The organism is Microbacterium sp. HSID17254, from assembly GCF_003989315.1.
In the GTDB taxonomy this organism is placed as follows: domain Bacteria; phylum Actinomycetota; class Actinomycetes; order Actinomycetales; family Microbacteriaceae; genus Microbacterium.
The window spans coordinates 87852-103922 of record NZ_RBLT01000012.1 but is presented as its reverse complement, the minus strand read 5'-3'; the positions used below and the strand labels follow the sequence as shown (position 1 = coordinate 103922).

18 protein-coding genes are annotated in these 16071 nt (G+C 71.2%); 6 read left to right on the top strand and 12 right to left on the bottom strand.

The window, feature by feature from the left end:
• Positions 1-646: NAD(P)H-dependent flavin oxidoreductase (locus D8M34_RS09700; RefSeq protein ID WP_148113052.1), on the bottom strand; the 646-nt coding region annotated here is incomplete at its 3' end.
• Positions 647-739: 93 nt separating this feature from the next.
• Between D8M34_RS09700 and D8M34_RS09695 the strand changes: the two genes are divergently transcribed.
• Positions 740-1012, top strand: coding sequence for a DUF6412 domain-containing protein (locus tag D8M34_RS09695; RefSeq protein ID WP_126893882.1), 273 nt, complete (start codon positions 740-742; stop codon positions 1010-1012).
• Between the two features lie 64 nt (positions 1013-1076).
• Positions 1077-1841: a YidC/Oxa1 family membrane protein insertase gene (locus tag D8M34_RS09690; RefSeq protein ID WP_126893880.1), complete on the top strand. Its 765-nt coding sequence runs from the start codon at positions 1077-1079 to the stop codon at positions 1839-1841.
• A gap of 22 nt (positions 1842-1863) precedes the next feature.
• Here the strand turns inward: D8M34_RS09690 and D8M34_RS09685 are convergent, their stop codons facing one another.
• The 3 genes from D8M34_RS09685 to D8M34_RS09675 form a co-directional block, all read right to left on the bottom strand.
• A complete protein-coding gene (locus D8M34_RS09685) occupies positions 1864-2781 on the bottom strand; it encodes an EamA family transporter (RefSeq protein WP_062765416.1) in 918 nt (305 codons plus the stop codon).
• A 59-nt stretch (positions 2782-2840) separates the two neighbouring features.
• Positions 2841-3740 (bottom strand): SDR family oxidoreductase, encoded by a 900-nt coding sequence (locus D8M34_RS09680; RefSeq protein WP_062765420.1) that lies wholly within the window; start codon positions 3738-3740, stop codon positions 2841-2843.
• A 112-nt stretch (positions 3741-3852) separates the two neighbouring features.
• Complete coding sequence (locus tag D8M34_RS09675) at positions 3853-4191, bottom strand: DUF7882 family protein (RefSeq protein ID WP_062765424.1); 339 nt, start codon at positions 4189-4191, stop codon at positions 3853-3855.
• Between the two features lie 198 nt (positions 4192-4389).
• On the opposite strand from D8M34_RS09675, the gene D8M34_RS09670 reads away from it, so the two are divergent.
• On the top strand, positions 4390-4923 hold the full coding sequence (locus D8M34_RS09670) for an FHA domain-containing protein (protein WP_062765427.1): 534 nt from the start codon (positions 4390-4392) through the stop codon (positions 4921-4923).
• On the opposite strand, the gene D8M34_RS09665 is transcribed toward D8M34_RS09670, so the two are convergent.
• Positions 4899-5576 (bottom strand): DUF6766 family protein, encoded by a 678-nt coding sequence (locus D8M34_RS09665; protein ID WP_062765430.1) that lies wholly within the window; start codon positions 5574-5576, stop codon positions 4899-4901. The genes D8M34_RS09670 and D8M34_RS09665 overlap by 25 nt on opposite strands.
• A 266-nt stretch (positions 5577-5842) precedes the next feature.
• Here D8M34_RS09665 and D8M34_RS09660 point away from each other — a divergent pair, with 266 nt between their 5' ends.
• The gene (locus tag D8M34_RS09660) at positions 5843-6352 is read left to right on the top strand and encodes a CinA family protein (RefSeq protein WP_062633002.1); all 510 of its coding nucleotides are present in this window, start codon (positions 5843-5845) and stop codon (positions 6350-6352) included.
• Positions 6353-6356: 4 nt separating this feature from the next.
• On the opposite strand, the gene D8M34_RS09655 is transcribed toward D8M34_RS09660, so the two are convergent.
• Genes D8M34_RS09655 through D8M34_RS09630 form a run of 6 tightly spaced genes read right to left on the bottom strand, consistent with a single transcriptional unit; the run spans position 6357 to position 12915 of the window.
• Positions 6357-7445 (bottom strand): alcohol dehydrogenase catalytic domain-containing protein, encoded by a 1089-nt coding sequence (locus D8M34_RS09655; protein WP_126893879.1) that lies wholly within the window; start codon positions 7443-7445, stop codon positions 6357-6359.
• Between the two features lie 9 nt (positions 7446-7454).
• A complete protein-coding gene (locus D8M34_RS09650) occupies positions 7455-8162 on the bottom strand; it encodes an HAD family hydrolase (protein ID WP_126893877.1) in 708 nt (235 codons plus the stop codon).
• Complete coding sequence (locus D8M34_RS09645) at positions 8159-9298, bottom strand: TIGR03364 family FAD-dependent oxidoreductase (protein ID WP_126893876.1); 1140 nt, start codon at positions 9296-9298, stop codon at positions 8159-8161. The genes D8M34_RS09650 and D8M34_RS09645 overlap by 4 nt, the downstream gene beginning before the upstream one ends.
• Positions 9295-11139 (bottom strand): PhnE/PtxC family ABC transporter permease, encoded by a 1845-nt coding sequence (locus D8M34_RS09640; protein ID WP_082758417.1) that lies wholly within the window; start codon positions 11137-11139, stop codon positions 9295-9297. Before D8M34_RS09640 ends, D8M34_RS09645 begins: the two co-directional genes overlap by 4 nt.
• The gene (gene phnC / locus D8M34_RS09635; RefSeq protein ID WP_062765447.1) at positions 11136-11963 is read right to left on the bottom strand and encodes a phosphonate ABC transporter ATP-binding protein; all 828 of its coding nucleotides are present in this window, start codon (positions 11961-11963) and stop codon (positions 11136-11138) included. Before phnC ends, D8M34_RS09640 begins: the two co-directional genes overlap by 4 nt.
• Before the next feature lie 28 nt (positions 11964-11991).
• Positions 11992-12915, bottom strand: a complete 924-nt coding sequence (locus tag D8M34_RS09630; protein WP_062765451.1) for a phosphate/phosphite/phosphonate ABC transporter substrate-binding protein — start codon at positions 12913-12915, stop codon at positions 11992-11994.
• Between the two features lie 170 nt (positions 12916-13085).
• Here D8M34_RS09630 and D8M34_RS09625 point away from each other — a divergent pair, with 170 nt between their 5' ends.
• Complete coding sequence (locus tag D8M34_RS09625; protein WP_231729501.1) at positions 13086-13829, top strand: GntR family transcriptional regulator; 744 nt, start codon at positions 13086-13088, stop codon at positions 13827-13829.
• A gap of 214 nt (positions 13830-14043) precedes the next feature.
• Here the strand turns inward: D8M34_RS09625 and D8M34_RS09620 are convergent, their stop codons facing one another.
• Complete coding sequence (locus D8M34_RS09620; protein WP_231729502.1) at positions 14044-15114, bottom strand: sensor histidine kinase; 1071 nt, start codon at positions 15112-15114, stop codon at positions 14044-14046.
• 298 nt (positions 15115-15412) lie between these two features.
• Here D8M34_RS09620 and D8M34_RS09615 point away from each other — a divergent pair, with 298 nt between their 5' ends.
• Positions 15413-16066, top strand: coding sequence for a response regulator (locus D8M34_RS09615; protein ID WP_231729504.1), 654 nt, complete (start codon positions 15413-15415; stop codon positions 16064-16066).
• Positions 16067-16071: the final 5 nt, after the last annotated feature.

The following is a 16071-nucleotide window of genomic DNA, read 5'->3' as shown; positions in this document are numbered from 1 at the left end:
CCGCGATCCCGCCGGCGGCGATGACGGGCACGTCGACGGCGTCCACGACCTGCGGCACGAGCGCGACGGTTCCCACGAGCGACTCGGCCGCGGGGCGGAGGAACGACACCCGGTGCCCGGCCGCCTCGGCTCCCGAGGCGACGACCGCATCGACTCCGGCCTCGGCGAGCGCGACGGCCTCCGCGACGGTGGTGGCGGTGCCCACGACGCGGATGCCGCGGTCGCGGGCTTCGGCGACGAGAGCGGCGGACGGCACCCCGAACACCACGCTCAGCACGGCCGGAGCGACCTCCCACACCGCGTCGAGCTGTTCGTCGAGCTCGGGGACGTAGCGCTCGGGCCGGGCCGGCACCGGAACCCCGACGGCCTCGTAGAACGGCTCCAGCGCCTGGGCGAAGACCGCGTGCTGCGGGTTCGGCGCGACCTCATCCCCCAGGGGCAGCCAGATGTTCAGGGCGAACGGACGGTCGGTGGCGCGGTGCAGTTCGGCTCCGACAGCGCGGATCCGGTCGCCGTCGTACCCGTACAGCCCGTACGACCCCAGCCCGCCGGCCGCGCTCACCGCCGCCGTCAGCGCCACCGACGAGCTCCCCCCGAACGGTCCCAGCACGATCGGATGCTCGACTCCCAGAAGTTCTGTCGCCATACCCCGACCGTACGCCCTTCGAATCGCCTGAATGGCTCCATCGGCGGCCCGGATACAGCAATTCAGGCGATTCGAACGGGGTAAGCTCGCGGCATGAGCGAGTGGTTCGGGCAGATGCTCGGCTTCGTCGCGGCCGCGATCGGTCTCGTGACGGTGCCGGATGCCGCCGCGCTCGGCCTCGCGATCGCGCTGCTCGCCGTCACGGTCCTCACGCTCGCGCTCGTGCTGAGCGTGCGGCACCAGACCTCCGCCGATGCCCCGCACCCGCTGCGGGCGATCGATGTCGGAACGCTCCTGCCTCAGAGCGATCCGGATGCCGCAGGACACCCTCGTCCGCGAGCGCCGGGAGTCGCGACCGCCGCGTAGTCCGTCCGACCGGGACCGCGCGGCCTTCGCCGACCCCTCCCGACCTCATCGAACGGACCTTCCCGTGGACATCTTCGCCTTCCCTCCCCTCGCTGCGCTCCTGGACGCCGCCTACGGTGCCCTGAACGGCCTCTCCACCCTTCTCGAACTCCTCGCCGGCCCCTCCGCCGCCGCCCTCGCCGTAGTCCTGGTGACCCTCCTCGTGCGCGCCCTCCTCATCCCCGTCGGCATCTCCCAGGCCCGAGCCGAGCAGACCAGGGCCCGCCTCGCCCCGAAGCTGCGCGCGCTGCAGCAGCGCCACCGGAAGAACCCGGAGCGCCTGCAGCAGGAGATGATGGCGCTCTACCGCGCCGAGAACACCTCGCCCTTCGCCGGGATGCTGCCCGTGCTGGCGCAGGCACCGGTCGTCGGCCTGCTCTACACGCTGTTCCTGCGACCGGAGATCGCCGGACACCCGAACGAGCTGCTCACCCACGACCTCTTCGGCGCCCCGCTCGGCACGAGCCTAGTGTCGGCCCTGTTCGGCGGCACCGCGACCCCGGCGACGTTCGCGGTCTTCGGCGTGCTGCTGGCCGTGATGATCGCCGTCGCCGAGGTCACCCGGCGGGTGTTCCGACCGGCCCCCGTCGAGGGCGACGACTCTCCACTCAGCTCCCCCGGCATGCTCCGGATGATGGCCGCGCTGCACTACCTCACCGCGGTCTTCGCGGCCTTCGTCCCCCTCGCCGCCGCGCTCTACCTCACGGTCACGGTGGTGTGGACCCTCGTGCAGCGGGTGATGCTGCGCCGCCGTTACCCGCTGCCGCAGCCGGTGGCCGTCCGGGCATGAGAGCCGCCCGACCGGAGGGGCGTCAGTCGGGAAGCGGGATCGGCGCGGTGAACGGTCCCGCGGGGCCGTCGCCCCTCCGGTCGCGGCGCACGCCCAGCGTCGTCCCGACGCTCGCGGCGATCACGAGCGCCACCGCGAGCAGCCGCAGCGGCGTGGCGTCCTGTCCGAGGATGAGCCACCCGGCGAGGGTCGCGAACGCGGGCTCCAGGCTCAGCAGCACGCCGAACACCCGCTGTGGGAGCCGGCGGAGCGCCGCGAGCTCGAAGCTGTACGGGATCACGGACGACAGCACCGCGGTGACCGCCGCGAGCAGGAGGAGCTGCGGATCCAGCGCCACCGTCGCCGCCGCGGGCACGCCCACGGGGATGAGGAGCACCGCCGCGACGACGAGTCCCATCGCGAGACCGCTGCTGCCGGGGATGAGGGCGCCGACGCGCGCGCTCATCCGGATGTACATGACCCAGAATCCGGCCGCGATGAGGATGAAGACGACGCCCAGCGGATCGAGGGGCTCGGCGCCGACGAGGCCGTCGACGCCGAGCAGCGCCATGCCCAGCAGGGCCACGCCCACCCAGACCGCGTCGGCGAGACGGCGGGTCAGCACGGCGGCGAGCACGAGCGGCCCGAGGAACTCGATGGCCACGGCGGGCCCCAGGGGGATGCGGTCGATCGCCGCGTAGAAGAACCCGTTCATCGCGGCCAGGGACACCCCGAACAGCACGGCGGCGAGCCACTGCGACCGGGTCCAGGCGCGGGGCCGCGGGCGCACGATGACGACCAGCAGCAGCGCGGCGATCGCGACGCGGAGCGACGTCACGCCCCACGGCCCGAGGACGGGGAAGAGCTGCGCGGCCACGGCGGCGCCGAACGGCAGCGAGAGGCAGGATCCGATGACGAGCGCGACGCCCATGAGGGGGCCGGATGCCGCGGGTCTCTGCACCAGACAAGCTTAGGCGGCGGGGCCCTGCCTCCCCGCCGCCTGCGCCGTCCTCGCGCGGATCAGAGCGGCTTGCCACCCGTCACCGCGAGCACCGCGCCGGATACGTACGACGACTCCGCCGAGGCGAGGTACACGTAGGCACCGGCGAGTTCTGCGGGCTGCCCCGCGCGTCCGAGCGGGGTGTCCTGTCCGAACGTCTCCAGGCGCTCCGGCCCCCATCCGGTCGCGGGGATCAGCGGCGTCCAGATCGGCCCCGGCGCGACGGCGTTGACGCGCACGCCGCGCGGCCCGGCCTCCTCCGCGAGCGCCTTGACGAACGCGACCTGCGCCGCCTTCGTCATGGCGTAGTCGATGAGTCCCGGCGACGGCTGCGCCGACTGCACCGACGAGGTCACGATGATGCTGGATCCCGGCTCGAGGTCGGGGAACGCAGCCCGGGCCGAGAAGACGAGGCCGGCGAGGTTCGTGTCGAACACGCGGCGCATCTTCTCGGTGTCGAGGTTCTCGAAGCCGTCGATGTCGTGCTGATAGGCCGCGTTGAGCACGAGCACGTCGAGTCCGCCGAGCTCGCGACGCGCACGGTGCACCGCATCGGTCGCGAAGGCCTCCTCGCGGACGTCGCCCGGGATGCTGACGCCGGTGCGACCGGCTTCGCGGACGAGCGCGAGCGTCTCCTCCGCGTCCGCCTGCTCCTCGGGCATGTGCGCGATGGCCACGTCGGCACCCTCGCGGGCGAAGGCGATCGCGACCGCCCGTCCGATGCCGGAATCACCACCGGTGATGAGAGCGCGCCGTCCCTCGAGCCGGCCGTGGCCGACGTAGGACTGCTCGCCGTGGTCCGGCTCCGGGGTCGTCTTCTCGGTGAGGCCCGGCTGGTCCTGGCTCTGCGCCGGGAAGCCGTCCTCGTGGTGGGCGTGTCGGGGGTCGGTGAGGCCGCCGTCGCGGGTGGTGTCGGTCATGTCCGCTCCTCCTGTCATGGGGCTGTCGATCAGGTCGTGATCGAGCCTCGTGGGTCCGGAGGAGGGACGGCAGGGGGTTGACAGCCCGGGGCGGTCTCCGCGACAGCAGGTGTCAGCCGGCGGAGGAGACGTCGCCGTGCGGGGGCTCGGCGCCCTCGGCGGGCTCGGGGACGAGGTAGAGCCCGCTGGGGGAATTCGCGGTGAAGGCGAGCGCTTCGACCCAGGCCCGGTTGACCGCGGGCTGGCGGCTGCCGAAGTACTTGAAGACGAGAGAGCTGCCCGGCTGGATCCAGACGGTGGTCCGGCCGCCGCCGACGCTGGCGTCCTCGCGCCAGTTGAACGGGAACGGCTCGCCGCGACGCAGCTTGGCCGTGATGACGAGCTGCAGGTGCGTGAGTGCCCGGTCCTCGATCTCGGTCTTCACGCTGCCTTCGTAGATGAACTTGCCCATCGGGTGATGCTCCTCGGTCGGGTGGTCCTCAGCCCGGCGGACACTGCCGGGATCGGCCTATGGGTAGAGGGTAAGCCCTCGGGCGGGGCGCACGGCAAATCAGCCCCGGAGGGCGATGCGCGCGTCGAAGTCAAGGCCCTGCGCGCGATCCGCGCGGCGATTAGCCTCGAATCATCGACACCCGAGGAGGGCACCGCCATGACTGACCGCCACATCGACGACCGTCCCGACGAGGGCTACACGCCCGGCACAACCCACGCCGAGCGCGGCGCGGGCAACCCGCGACTGCGCGTGCGGCGCGACGACGAGCGCACCGAGTTCGCGCTCGACATGGAGGAGGTCCGCATCGGATCGGCCGCCGGGAACGAGCTGCGCCTCGCCGACACCGAGCCGGTGCACGCGACGGTCGTGCACGACGACCGTGACGAGTACGTGGTGACCCTGCACGCCGACGGTGAGATGAACTCCAACCCCGATGCCGACGCGACCCACCCGGGCGACCGCACGGAGACGCTGCGTACCGGATCGCGCTTCACGGTGGGCCCGTGGGAGCTGGTCTTCGCCCGCGAGGAGTTCGCCGACCACGGCCGTCCGTTCGGTGGACGCCAGGGCGGCGAGTACTCCGACCAGCCGCTGCAGGAGGCGCGTGCGGGCTACGACGCCGACGACGAGCGGCTGTCCCAGGCCGACGTCAACGACGAGCGGTCTCAGTCGGACTCCAAGGCCGACTGATGGTGCGGGGTGCCGACGGGCTTCGACTCCGCTGACCCCCGCTGGCGGAGGTAGATCGCGAACGCGACCATCGTCCCCACCGCGAGGAACTCGGACTGCCAGTTCTGCAGGGTGCGGTCCCAGAAGTCGGAGCTGGTCACGTAGTCGCCCCAGGTGATCGCGGCGAGGCCGTGCATCGCGTTCTCCTCGTTCATGACCACTGTCCCGGCGAGCGACTGCGCGAGCCAGGACAGCACGAACACCGCCCCCATCACGAGCAGTAGCGAGTTGCCGAACACCGCCGCTCGCCACCCGCCCGCCCGGGCCCACCGCGGAGAGTCCGGGCGGGCGTGCGCGCCGACGAGCTGATCGGCATCGCTGCCCGGCCCCTCGTCGCCGGGCTTCTTCGACTCCGGGGAGCCCTTCTGCACGAACCAGATCGTCGCGGCGATGAAGAGGAAGAACTGCAGGAACTCCGACTGCCAGTTCTCGGCGACGTCGACCGCGAAGTCGGACGACCAGAGGAAGTCTCCGAAGCCGATCGTCGGCTGCCCGTGGTCGAGGAGCTCGTCGTTGTTCCGGAGGTAGCCGGCGACGGCCTGTCCGGCCAGAGCCAGCACGAAGAGGGCGAGGAAGAAGAGGCTGAGGGCGTGGTCCTTGATCCGCGAGCGCATGTCATCGCCCTCCCAGCGGCAGGCCGATCATCACGGCGAGCCCGACGCCGATGATCCCCGCCCAGATCCAGAAGACCGCCCGCATCCCTGCGGTGTCCCGCGCATCCTCCGCCATGTCCGCCTCCTTCGTCGGTGTGACGTTCCTCGACGATGGCGCGCCGGGCGACGGCCCTCCAGGGGCTTGACGCGGGCGTCGTTGTCAATCCCCTGCGACAGGGCGCCACGGGGTCCGTAGCGTAGGGGGAACCGACGAGAGGAGCGCCCCGATGACCGCACCGAACGAGACCCCCGACCTCGAGCACCTCGGCGAGCTCGCCCGCAGCCGAGGTCTGCGCGTGAGCGTGGCGGAGTCGCTCACCTCCGGACGCCTCGCGAACACGATCGGTGCGGGCGAAGGGGCGTCGGGGTGGTTCGCCGGCGGTATCGTCGCGTACTTCACGGAGGTGAAGGAGAGGGTGCTGGGGCTCACCCCGGGGACCGACCCGACGTCCGCCGCCTGCGCCGAGCAGCTCGCCCGGGGCGCACGGGAGCTCTTCGACGCCGACATCTGCGTCTCGACGACCGGGGTGGGCGGGCCCGGTCCGGAGGGCGGTCATCCCGCCGGCACGGTGTACCTCGGCTGGGCGACCGCCGACGACGCCGGGCACCGGAGGCTGGCCCTGACCGGTGACCCGGACGAGATCCTGTCGGCGAGCGTCGACGCCGCGGTGCGCCTGCTCGCCTTCCACGCCGAAGGACTCCACCCCGCAGGGCCCCGGCGCACCGGGTCCGACTGAGGGCTCAGCGGCCCGGCACCAGCCCCACCCGCAGCGGGGCCCCCGGCGCCGCAGCCTCCGTGAGAGCGGCGTCGATGTCGAGCAGCGGTCGCACGGCGCCCACGGCCTCGGCGAACGGATAGGCGCGCCCGCGCCCCGCGAGGAACGACACCGCTGCCGCGAGGTCGTCGGCGCCGTAGTTGTGCACGCCGGTCACCGTGACGAGACGGCGGACGAGATCCTCCGCCTCCAGGGGGATGGGCGCCGCCGGGAACACGCTCCCGACCAGGACGACCGTGCCGCCGACGGCGACGCCGGCGAGCGCCTCCCCGACGGCGTGCCCGGAGGCTTCGATGACCACGTCCGGGTCACGGTCGAGCGCGGTGGCTCCGAAGCGGGCGGCGAAGCCACGACGATCGTCGTCTGGATCGCGCACCTCGACCACGGCCCCGTGCTCGGCCGCGATCGCCGCGGCGCTGATCCCCACCAGTCCTGCACCGTGGATGCGCACCGCGGCACCGTCGAGATCGATGTCACGCGCCGCTCGCGCCACGGCCGCCCATGCCGTCGCCGTCGCGCAGCCGGCCGGAGCCAGCACCGCGGCCGGCAGCGCCTCCGGTACGCGCGCGATCGCGGTGCCGGCCCGCAGCTGCACATGACTGGCGAAGGCTCCGGTCAGGTCGCCGTGCGCCCCGACGCGGTCGTGACCGTACTTGCCGAGGTCCCGGCACTTCTGCGTGAGGCCGCGCCGGCAGTGATCGCAGGTGCCGCACGACACCGTGACAGACCACACCACGCGGTCGCCGATCCGCAGCGGGGTCCCGTCCACCGCCTCCGCACCGTCGTCGCCCAGCGCGATGACCCGACCGACGCTCTCGTGCCCGAGGACGAGGGGCGCGGGCGCGGACCGGCGGCCCTGCACGGTGTGCACGTCCGATCCGCAGATCGTCGACATCTCCACGGCGACGAGCACGTCCCGGTCACCGAGCGCGACCCCGGGGACGGCGATGGTCTCGTGCGGGTGGCCTTCGCCGATCCAGACCATCGCGGTGGCGGCGGGGCGCAGCGCGACGTCCCTCCGGTGGCCGGGTGGGCGGATCAGCACCGTTCCCATGACACGACCTCAGACGGAGGCGACGGCAGGAAGGAGCTCGCGCTGCGCCAGCGCTGTCCGCAGCGCCGTGACGTCGGACAGCACGACGTCGGCCCCGGCTCCGCTCAGCGCCGCGCGATCGTGGGCTCCGGTGAGCACTCCCGCGACGAAGCCGGCCCCCGCACGACGGCCGGACTCGACGTCGCTCACGGTGTCGCCGGCGACGGCCACCGCCTGCACCGCTGACGCGCCCGTCCGCAGAAGGGCGGTGAGGACGAGGTCGGGCGCGGGGCGTCCGCGGCCGGCATCGACCGGAGACAGGGCGAGGTCGATGAGTCCTCCCCACCCGAGCCCATCGATGAGCGCCTGTCGCGTGACCGGAGCGAATCCGGTGGTCAGGACGACGGTGAGCCCCGCGTCCTTCAGCCCCTGGATCGCATCCGCCGCTCCGGAGATCTCCGCGACGCCGCTCTCGGCGACGATCTCGGCGTACGCGGTCTCGAACGCCGCGGTGGCCTGCCGCGCCGCCACCGCGTCACCGCCGGCGAGATGGAGGAAGACGTCGAACTTGGACTGCCCCATCGTCTCCCTGACGTAATCGAGGGCGTCCTCCCAGGGCAGCCGCGCGGCGACGCCGGTGCGCTCGGCGGCGCGCTGGAACGCCTGCTCCACCACGCCGTCGTCCACGACGGTGGTGCCGGCCATGTCGAGGACGACGAGTTCGATCGGAGTGGTCATGGTGTTCCTTCCAGAGCAGGGGTGCCGCCGAGGGCGGCGGTGAGGTTCAGGTCGGCGAGCCCGAGGCCGCAGGTCATGCCGATGCCGGTGGTCGCGGCGAGCACGAGGGCGCCGTCGTCTCCGCGGTCGACGAGGAACTCGCCGGGGGCTTTCGCGTACACGCCCTGCCACCGCTCGATGACCCGCGGCGCCGCCCCGTCGAACAGGGCCTCGGCCTCGTCGAGGAACGCGGTGAACGCGGCCTCCGGCTGGAACGGCGACGGGGCGGCGTCGGTGGCGTGGGAGTCTCCGAGGATGAGCGTGCCGTCCGGCAGCTGCGTGTACATCTGATTGAGATCGAGGGCCGCGAGGTCGGGGCGCTCGGCGTGCAGGCGCTCACGGAGGACCCGGGCCTGCAGTCCTTCGGCGAACCTCCCGTATCGGATGAGGGACCAGCCGGTCAGTAGGGGCGCGGTCAACGGTCGCGGGAAGGAGACGGCCGCCCGCATCATGTCCAGCGCACACCGCACGACCCCGTGCCGTTCCGCGACCTCGGGCAGGAGCTGGTCGATGTCGTGGTTGACGGCCACGACGACCGCCCCGGTGTCGATCGCCCCGCGCGTGGTCTCCACCCGGCCGGGGCCGAGGGCCGTCACCGCGGTGCGGAAACGGAACTCGACGCCCTGTGCCGTCAGGTGGCGCACGATCGCGGTCGCCGCCGTGCGCGGATCCGTCTGCAGATCGGCCTCGATGAGGGCACCGCCGACGAGCCCGTCCCGGCGCAGCGGCGCACGGCGCAGGAGCTCGGCGGCCTCCAGCATCCGGATGCCGCCGTCCTGCGCCGCCGCGGAGAGCACGGCGAGCTCGTCCTCGTGGCGGGCGGCCACGAGCGTTCCCGACTCGCGGAGCCAGAACCCCGCGTCGCGGGCGAGCTGCAGCCAGAGCTCACGGGACGCATCCGCGTATCGCCGTGCCTCTCCGCCCTGCGCGCCGATGCAGAGGTGGCCGAAGTTGCGGATCGTGGCGCCGGTCGGGGCGGCGCTGCGCTCGACGACGACGACCCGGAGCCCGCGGCGCACGGCGGCGAAGGCGGCGCCGAGACCGACGATCCCGGCCCCCACCACGACGAGGTCCGGATTCTGCTTCGCCCCGGTCATCGGAACACCTTCCTCATCCACATCCCGAGCCCCTCGACGGCGAGCACGGTGACGAGGATCATCAGCACGATCGCGGTGACGGTCTCGTAGCGCGATCCCTGGCTGGCGTTCAGCAGGTAGTAGCCGACCCCGCCGCCGCCGACGATGCCGAGGATCGTGGCCGCGCGGATGTTGGTGTCGAGCATGTAGAAGCTGTGCCCGATGAGGGCTCGGGTGCCCTGGGTCAGCGTGGCCGACGTGTACGTCTGCATCCGTGTGGCGCCCACCGCCCGCAGCGCGCGCTCGGGCCCGCGGTCGACCTCCTCGAAGGAGTCGGCGATGAGCTTGCCGAGCAGACCGATGCCGCCGATCGCGAGCGCGATGACGCCGGCCTGCGCGCCGAGACCCGTGATGACGACGAGGACGATGGCGAGGATCAGCTCGGGGATGCCGCGGATGCCGACGAGCAGCAGACGGGCGATGCCGCGCCCTGCCGCGTGCGGGGCGACGTTGCGCGCGGCGAACGAACCGAGCAGCAGCGAGGGCAGGAGCGTGAGGACGGTGGCGGCGAGCGCGATGGCGACGGTCTCCCGCATGGCCTCCAGCATCGCGACCGTGTCGTAGCTGCCGAACGACGGCGGCCAGAACCGGGCGGCGACGTCGGGCAGCTTCGCCCAGAAGGTGAACAGGTCCGACCAGGTGATCTGGCTCACGACGACGCTGCCGATCACGACGAGGAGCGCGACGGCACCGGCCGCGGTGTGGCGCACGCGTTGCGCGGTCCACGGACGACGCACCGCGGTCTCCGGGCTCGCCGCCCACGCCGGGCGGCCCTCGGCGGGCGCCTGCGACCGCCGACGCAGGCGCGGGTGCACGATCCGGTCCATCCAGGAACGGGTCTGCTTCTGCTCACCGAGCATCGCGCCCCGCACCGTGCTCGAGATGATCTCCATCACGATGCACAGCACGAAGATCACGAGCGCGATCCCGAGACCCTTGCCGTAGTTCAGCGCCTTGAACGCGTAGGACATCTCAAGACCGAGGCCGGCGACGCCCACGTAGCCGAGCACGACGCTCCCGCGCAGGTTGATGTCGTTGCGGTGCAGCACCGTCGCCACCCAGCTCGGCAGCACCTGCGGGAGGATGCCCGCCGTGAACTCCTGGAGCTTCGAGCCGCCGGCGGCGCGGATCGCGAGACGCGGCCCCTCGTCGATCTGCTCGATGGCATCCGCGAACATCTTGGAGATCATGCCGATCGAGTGGATGCCGATCGCGAGGATGCCGGGCAGCGTGCCGAGCGAGAACATCAGCACGAAGGCCATGGCCAGCACGACGTCCGGCAGGGCACGGGTGAGGACGCCGAGGAAGCGGGCCGCCGCGCGCCAGCCGGCGCCCGGGGTGGTGTTCGCAGCGGCGAGGTAGGCGATCGGCACGGAGAGCACGGCCGCCAGCAGCGTGCCGACGAGCACGAGGCCGACGGTCAGGGCGATCAGCCAGGCGAGGTCGGCCGGCGCGGGGAAGGAGAGTCCGCCGACCCGGGCGAGGAAGTTCTCGGCGTTGCCCCAGCTCTGCACCATCGCGGGGATCGAGATGCCCACGTCCCGCACCGCGACGATGCCGAGCACGACGAGGACGACGAGGGTGAGCCCCGCCGCGATGCGCTCCGCCGAGAGCGGCCGCTTCGGCGCCCGCTCCGCGACGCTCCCTCCGCCCTGGTTCGCTGAGCCCGTCGAAGCACCCTGGGTCGCTGAGCCGCTGCCCTGGGTCGCTGAGCCTGTCGAAGCGGCCTGGGTCGCTGAGCCGCCGCCCTGGGTCGCTGAGCCTGTCGAAGCGCCCCGTGTCGAGGCCCCCACCGTCGTCATGACGCCCCCACCGTGGTCACGGCGTCGACGAGTTCCACCTGCACGGCGCGGATCTCCGCCGTGGTCGTCGCGACGCGGCCGTAGATCTCCATCACCTCGGCCTTGGTGAGTCCGTCCGTCGGGGTGTCCAGGACGACCTCGCCGTGCCGGAGCCCGACGATCCGGTCGGCCCAGCTGATCGCGAGGTCGACCTGGTGCAGGCTGCACACGACGGTGAGGCCTTCGTCGGCGGCGATCTCGCGGATGAGGGCCATCACCTGCTCGCTCGACTCCGGGTCGAGGGAGGCGACGGGCTCGTCGGCCAGGAGGATCGCCGGCTTCTGCATGAGGGCCCTGGCGATGGCCACGCGCTGCTGCTGGCCGCCGGACAGGGTGTCGCTGCGCTGGTAGGCGCGGTCGAGGAGGCCGACGCGGTCGAGGTGCTCCAGCGCGGTGAGCTTCGCGGCGCGGGGATAGCTCCACAGCCCGAGCCGCGGGCCGCGCATCCGCGAGAGCGACCCTGTCAGCACGTTCTCCAGCACGGTCAGCGAAGGCACGAGCTCGAACTGCTGGAAGATGAAGCCCACGCTGCTGCGAAGCTGTCGCAGCGCCCGCCCCTTCATCGAGGGAACGGACGCGCCGAGCACCTCGACGGACCCGGAGCTGGGCAGCTCCAGGCCGTCGAGATGCCGCAGCAGCGTGGACTTGCCGGAACCGGAGAGCCCGAGCAGCACGACGATCTCTCCCTGGGCCACCTCGAGCGTGACGTCCTTGAGGGCGGTGGTGCTGCCGAAGGTCTTCGTGACGCCGGCGAGGCGGATGAGGGTGTCGGATGCCGCGGTCATGGCTTCTCCTGTCGTCAGGCGCGGGGCGTCAGCCCTGGCACTGCTCGGCTTCGGTCTCGGCGCAGATGTCGCGGATGAGGTCGTAGTACGCGTCGTCCACCGGCTTGGTGGCGAAGAACACGCTGCGGAACGCGTCCGAGTCCGCGCTGTCGATGCCCGCCGCGATGATGTCGTCGATGGTGACCTCGCCGAGGGCGTCGACGAGCTGTGTCGCCACGTCGTCCGGCAGCGACGACGAGTAGACGAGCGGAGCACCCGGGACCATGGTCTCGGCGATGACCTTCACCGTGTCCGACTTCTCGACCTCGGAGTCCTCGGCGAAGCCGGCCTCGCACTCGACGCCCTCGCCGACCTTCTGCACGCTGACATCGTGCTTGCCCGCGAACACGGGGGTGATGTCGGTCTTCGGGTCGACGCCCGCCTCGATGAGGTTGTACGACGGGAAGAGGTAGCCGGAAGTGGACGAGGGGTCCACGAAGCACACCTTCTTGCCCGCGAAGTCCTCGAGGCTGGAGATGTCGCTGTCCGCCGGCACGATCGCCTGCGAGTAGTAGCCGGGCTCCTGGCCTTCCTCGGTGACGATGGAGGAGATCGGGGTGAGCTTCGCGCCGTTGTTCGTCGCGGTGACGTAGGTGAACCCCGAGAACGAGGCGACGTCGACCTTGCCGGCGACGGCGGCCTCGATGAGCGCGGCGTAGTCGGTGGACTCGTGGTACTCGACGGCCTTGCCGGTGACCTCGGCGATGTAGTCCATGAGCGGCTGGTAGTTCGTCTCGGTGTCCACCGAGTCGGGGACGACGCCGAAGACGAGGGTGTTCTCGTCGACGGCGAATCCGCTGGCCGACTGAGCGTCGGCGGAGGCGTCGGTGGCGTCGGCCGATCCGGAACAGCCGGCGAGGCCGAGCGCGAGGATCGCAGCGCCGGCGAGGGCAGGGAGAGCGCGGAGCTTCATGAGGACCTTTCAGGGTGGGAGGAGTGATCCAGGGACGACTCTCCCAGCCCCGCGGCCGAGATGTATACCTATCTCGGAAGAGTTCAGGCGGCGTTCACCCGGCATTCGCTTGGGTGAACAGGCGCGCAACGCCGACTGTGCGACGGCGTCGAACGAAGTAATGTACCTATGTGGCAGAAGCTGTGTACACCCAGATCGCCGACGAGCTCCGCGCGCGGATCGCCGACGGGACGCTCCGCCCCGGGGACGACGTGCCGACCGAAGCGGAGCTCGCGGACCGCTGGCGCACGTCTCGCGGTCCGATCCGCAACGCCCTGGCTGCCCTCCGCGCCGAAGGGCTGATCGAGACGGGCCGCGGCCGCCCCGCGCGCGTGGTGGCACGGAAGGCGAATCAGGCGGTGGACGTCTCGGTTCCCTTCACCCGCTGGGCGCGGGACCTCGGCGTCTCGCCGGGCGCGCAGACGCAGGAGCTCAGCCTGCGTCGCGCGGGAGACCTCGCCTCGGCCCTGGGCGTGGGACGCGACGACACGATCGTGAGCGTGGTCCGGCTGCGGCTTCTCGACGGTCGACCGACGATGCTGGAGCGCCTCGCGTACACCGAGGACGTCGGGCGACGCCTGTTCGAGGTGGACCTCGACGAGGTGTCGATCACCGAGTACCTCGCCTCGGTCGGCCATCCCATCGTCACCCTGCAGCACGTGATCGATGCCGTGGCCGCCGACGACCAGGACGCCGCGCTCCTGCGTGTGCCGCGCGGAACCCCGATCCTCCGCCTCACGCGGACGTCGCGGGACGCCGAGGGGCGCATCTTCGAAGCATCGGAAGACCGCTACCTCAGCGAGGTGGTGCGCTTCACGGTGGCGGCATCCGGGATCTCGACGGACGGACACTACATGAGAGCGGTGGGCGGCTGAGCCCCGGAACAGATTCGCGACCGCGGGCGCGGGAGTTTAAGAAGCCAGAAAGATCGCGCCCGCGATCGCAGCGCTGGGGACGCTTTATCTGGGGAGCCTTCAGGATATGTCGGCGCCGCGAGGCCGCTGAAGTGCCGAATGTCGAGACACTCGTAGACTTTCGTCTACGGTCTCAGACCCGGAATCACGGGCGTCGTCTCAGACTACGCGGGGCTCACACCACCGGCAACACGGCGGAGACGAGCCAATGCCCGTCCACCTCCCCGGCGCTGAACTCGCCGCTGGCGCCCATCACGCGTTCGGCCATCCGTCCGAGTCCGGTCCGGCTGGAGGAGAGCTCGCGACGCGGCGTCGTGGGCAGCGGACTCCGCAGCGACAGGTGGGCCTTGTCGTCGTCCACGGCGAGACGGATCTCGACGGTGCCGGGGCCCGCGTACTTCAGGACGTTCGTCGCCGACTCGCGCACGATGCGCGCGAGCACGATCTCCACGGCCCGGGGGATGCGCTCGTCGCCGGGGTCGCCATCGAGGATGACCTCGTGCCCGGCCGCTTCGAACTCGGTCTGCGCCTCCTCGACCGCCGCGACGAGGTCGCCCGTCGGCATACCCGCGGCACGGGGGCCGTCGTCGGCGAGGTCGATCACGAAACGGAGGTCGGTCATGGCCTTCCGGGCGGCGACACGGATCGCCTCCCGGGAGCCATCGCTGGCGTCGGGGTCTTCGAGCATCTGCACGTGCAGCGACACCACCGTGAGGTGGTGCGCGATGCTGTCGTGCAACTCGCCGGCGATCCATCGTCGCTCGGCGAGGACGGCTTCCCGTTCCTGCTCCGCCGCAGCCTCCAGCTCGTGCTCGAGGCGACGTCCCCGGTCGAAGGCCAGCCGGAGTCCGAGGCCGATGGCCCCGGCGACCGTGGCCGCAATCAGGTAGATGCCGACATTGACGGGGACATCGGAGTCTCCGTACGCCATGACCGACGCAGCGACGAGGAAGACTCCGGTGTACGAGAGAACAAGAGGGGTCCAACCCAGGCGCATGACCAGCGCAGACGCCAGGGCGGCGGTGATGAGGACCTGCGATTCGGTCCCCGTGAAGAAGGAGGCCACCAGGACGACACCGATCGCACACGTGGCGATCAGAGGCGACCAGAGAAACAGAGCGGTAGCCAGAGTGGAGGCGATGCTCACCGCGGAGGCGAGGGGATTCACGGTGGGATCCGTGAAAAGAGTGAAGACGTCGATCGCGACCATCACGCCGATGATCGCGAGGATGACGATGCTCTCCACGCGTGTGAGGCGTTCGCCGCGTGCGAGTCGGAAAATGTCAGGCACCGCCCGTTTTGACTGGTCTAAGGCCATGGTGCACTGTCTCCTATTCGCCAGCTATCCTAGCGAGTGAAACCGAAAAGCTTGCCAACCTGCTGCCAGAAAGTCATTACATTCACCTCCGTTCTAGTGCCGTTTGTCGATGTCTGTATTCATCTTCTCGGCGGCGCGCGGAGCGCACATCTGGCGTTCGTCCAGACCTCGATAGCCAAAGGTCTACATCCTCAGAGCGCCCGCTTCACGCCGTTAGGCTTCCTCCATGCAGGAAATCCGCGTGGTGATCGTCGATGACGATCCTCTGGTCCGCTCCGCGCTGTCGCACTTCGTGTCGCGCGCGCCCGAGATCACGGTCGTGGCGCAGGCGGAGGACGGTGTGGAGGCCCTTACGACGGTCGAGCGCGAGAAGCCCGACGTCGTGATGATGGACGTCCAGATGCCGGAGATGAACGGCATCGAGGCGACTGCGGCGATCGCCGAACGGTGGCCTGACGTGCGCATCCTCGCCGTCACCACGCTCGACGGGAGCGACACCGTGCTGCCCATGCTGAGCGCAGGCGCCTCCGGCTACCTGCTCAAGGACTCCAGCGCGGAGGAGATCGTCACGGGCGTGCGCGAGGTGTTCGCGGGAGCGAGCTCGCTGTCGCCCCGCATCGCGTCGATGCTCATCCGCCATGTGCGCGACTCCACTCCCACCGCGGCGGCGGAGACCCTCGAACCGCTCACCGAGCGCGAGGAGGAGGTGCTGCAGTGCCTCGCGAAGGGCATGTCCAATGCCGAGATCGCGAAGGCGCTCATCGTCTCGGAGGGAACCGTGAAGGCCCACCTCGGTCGCATGATGTCGAAGTGGCACCTGCGCGACCGCGTGCAGATCCTCGTCACGGCCGCCCACGCCGGCCTCGTCACCTTCCGGTGAGCCGC

Coding starts and splice junctions, on each gene's coding strand:
- D8M34_RS09655 (WP_126893879.1), bottom strand. CDS start 7,445: ATGGGAACGGTGCTGATCCGCCCACCCGGCCACCGGAGGGACGTCGCG.
- D8M34_RS09670 (WP_062765427.1), top strand. CDS start 4,390: ATGACTGACCGCCACATCGACGACCGTCCCGACGAGGGCTACACGCCC.
- D8M34_RS09650 (WP_126893877.1), bottom strand. CDS start 8,162: ATGACCACTCCGATCGAACTCGTCGTCCTCGACATGGCCGGCACCACC.
- D8M34_RS09645 (WP_126893876.1), bottom strand. CDS start 9,298: ATGACCGGGGCGAAGCAGAATCCGGACCTCGTCGTGGTGGGGGCCGGG.
- D8M34_RS09695 (WP_126893882.1), top strand. CDS start 740: ATGAGCGAGTGGTTCGGGCAGATGCTCGGCTTCGTCGCGGCCGCGATC.
- D8M34_RS09615 (WP_231729504.1), top strand. CDS start 15,413: ATGCAGGAAATCCGCGTGGTGATCGTCGATGACGATCCTCTGGTCCGC.
- phnC (WP_062765447.1), bottom strand. CDS start 11,963: ATGACCGCGGCATCCGACACCCTCATCCGCCTCGCCGGCGTCACGAAG.
- D8M34_RS09680 (WP_062765420.1), bottom strand. CDS start 3,740: ATGACCGACACCACCCGCGACGGCGGCCTCACCGACCCCCGACACGCC.
- D8M34_RS09675 (WP_062765424.1), bottom strand. CDS start 4,191: ATGGGCAAGTTCATCTACGAAGGCAGCGTGAAGACCGAGATCGAGGAC.
- D8M34_RS09630 (WP_062765451.1), bottom strand. CDS start 12,915: ATGAAGCTCCGCGCTCTCCCTGCCCTCGCCGGCGCTGCGATCCTCGCG.
- D8M34_RS09660 (WP_062633002.1), top strand. CDS start 5,843: ATGACCGCACCGAACGAGACCCCCGACCTCGAGCACCTCGGCGAGCTC.
- D8M34_RS09640 (WP_082758417.1), bottom strand. CDS start 11,139: ATGACGACGGTGGGGGCCTCGACACGGGGCGCTTCGACAGGCTCAGCG.
- D8M34_RS09665 (WP_062765430.1), bottom strand. CDS start 5,576: ATGCGCTCGCGGATCAAGGACCACGCCCTCAGCCTCTTCTTCCTCGCC.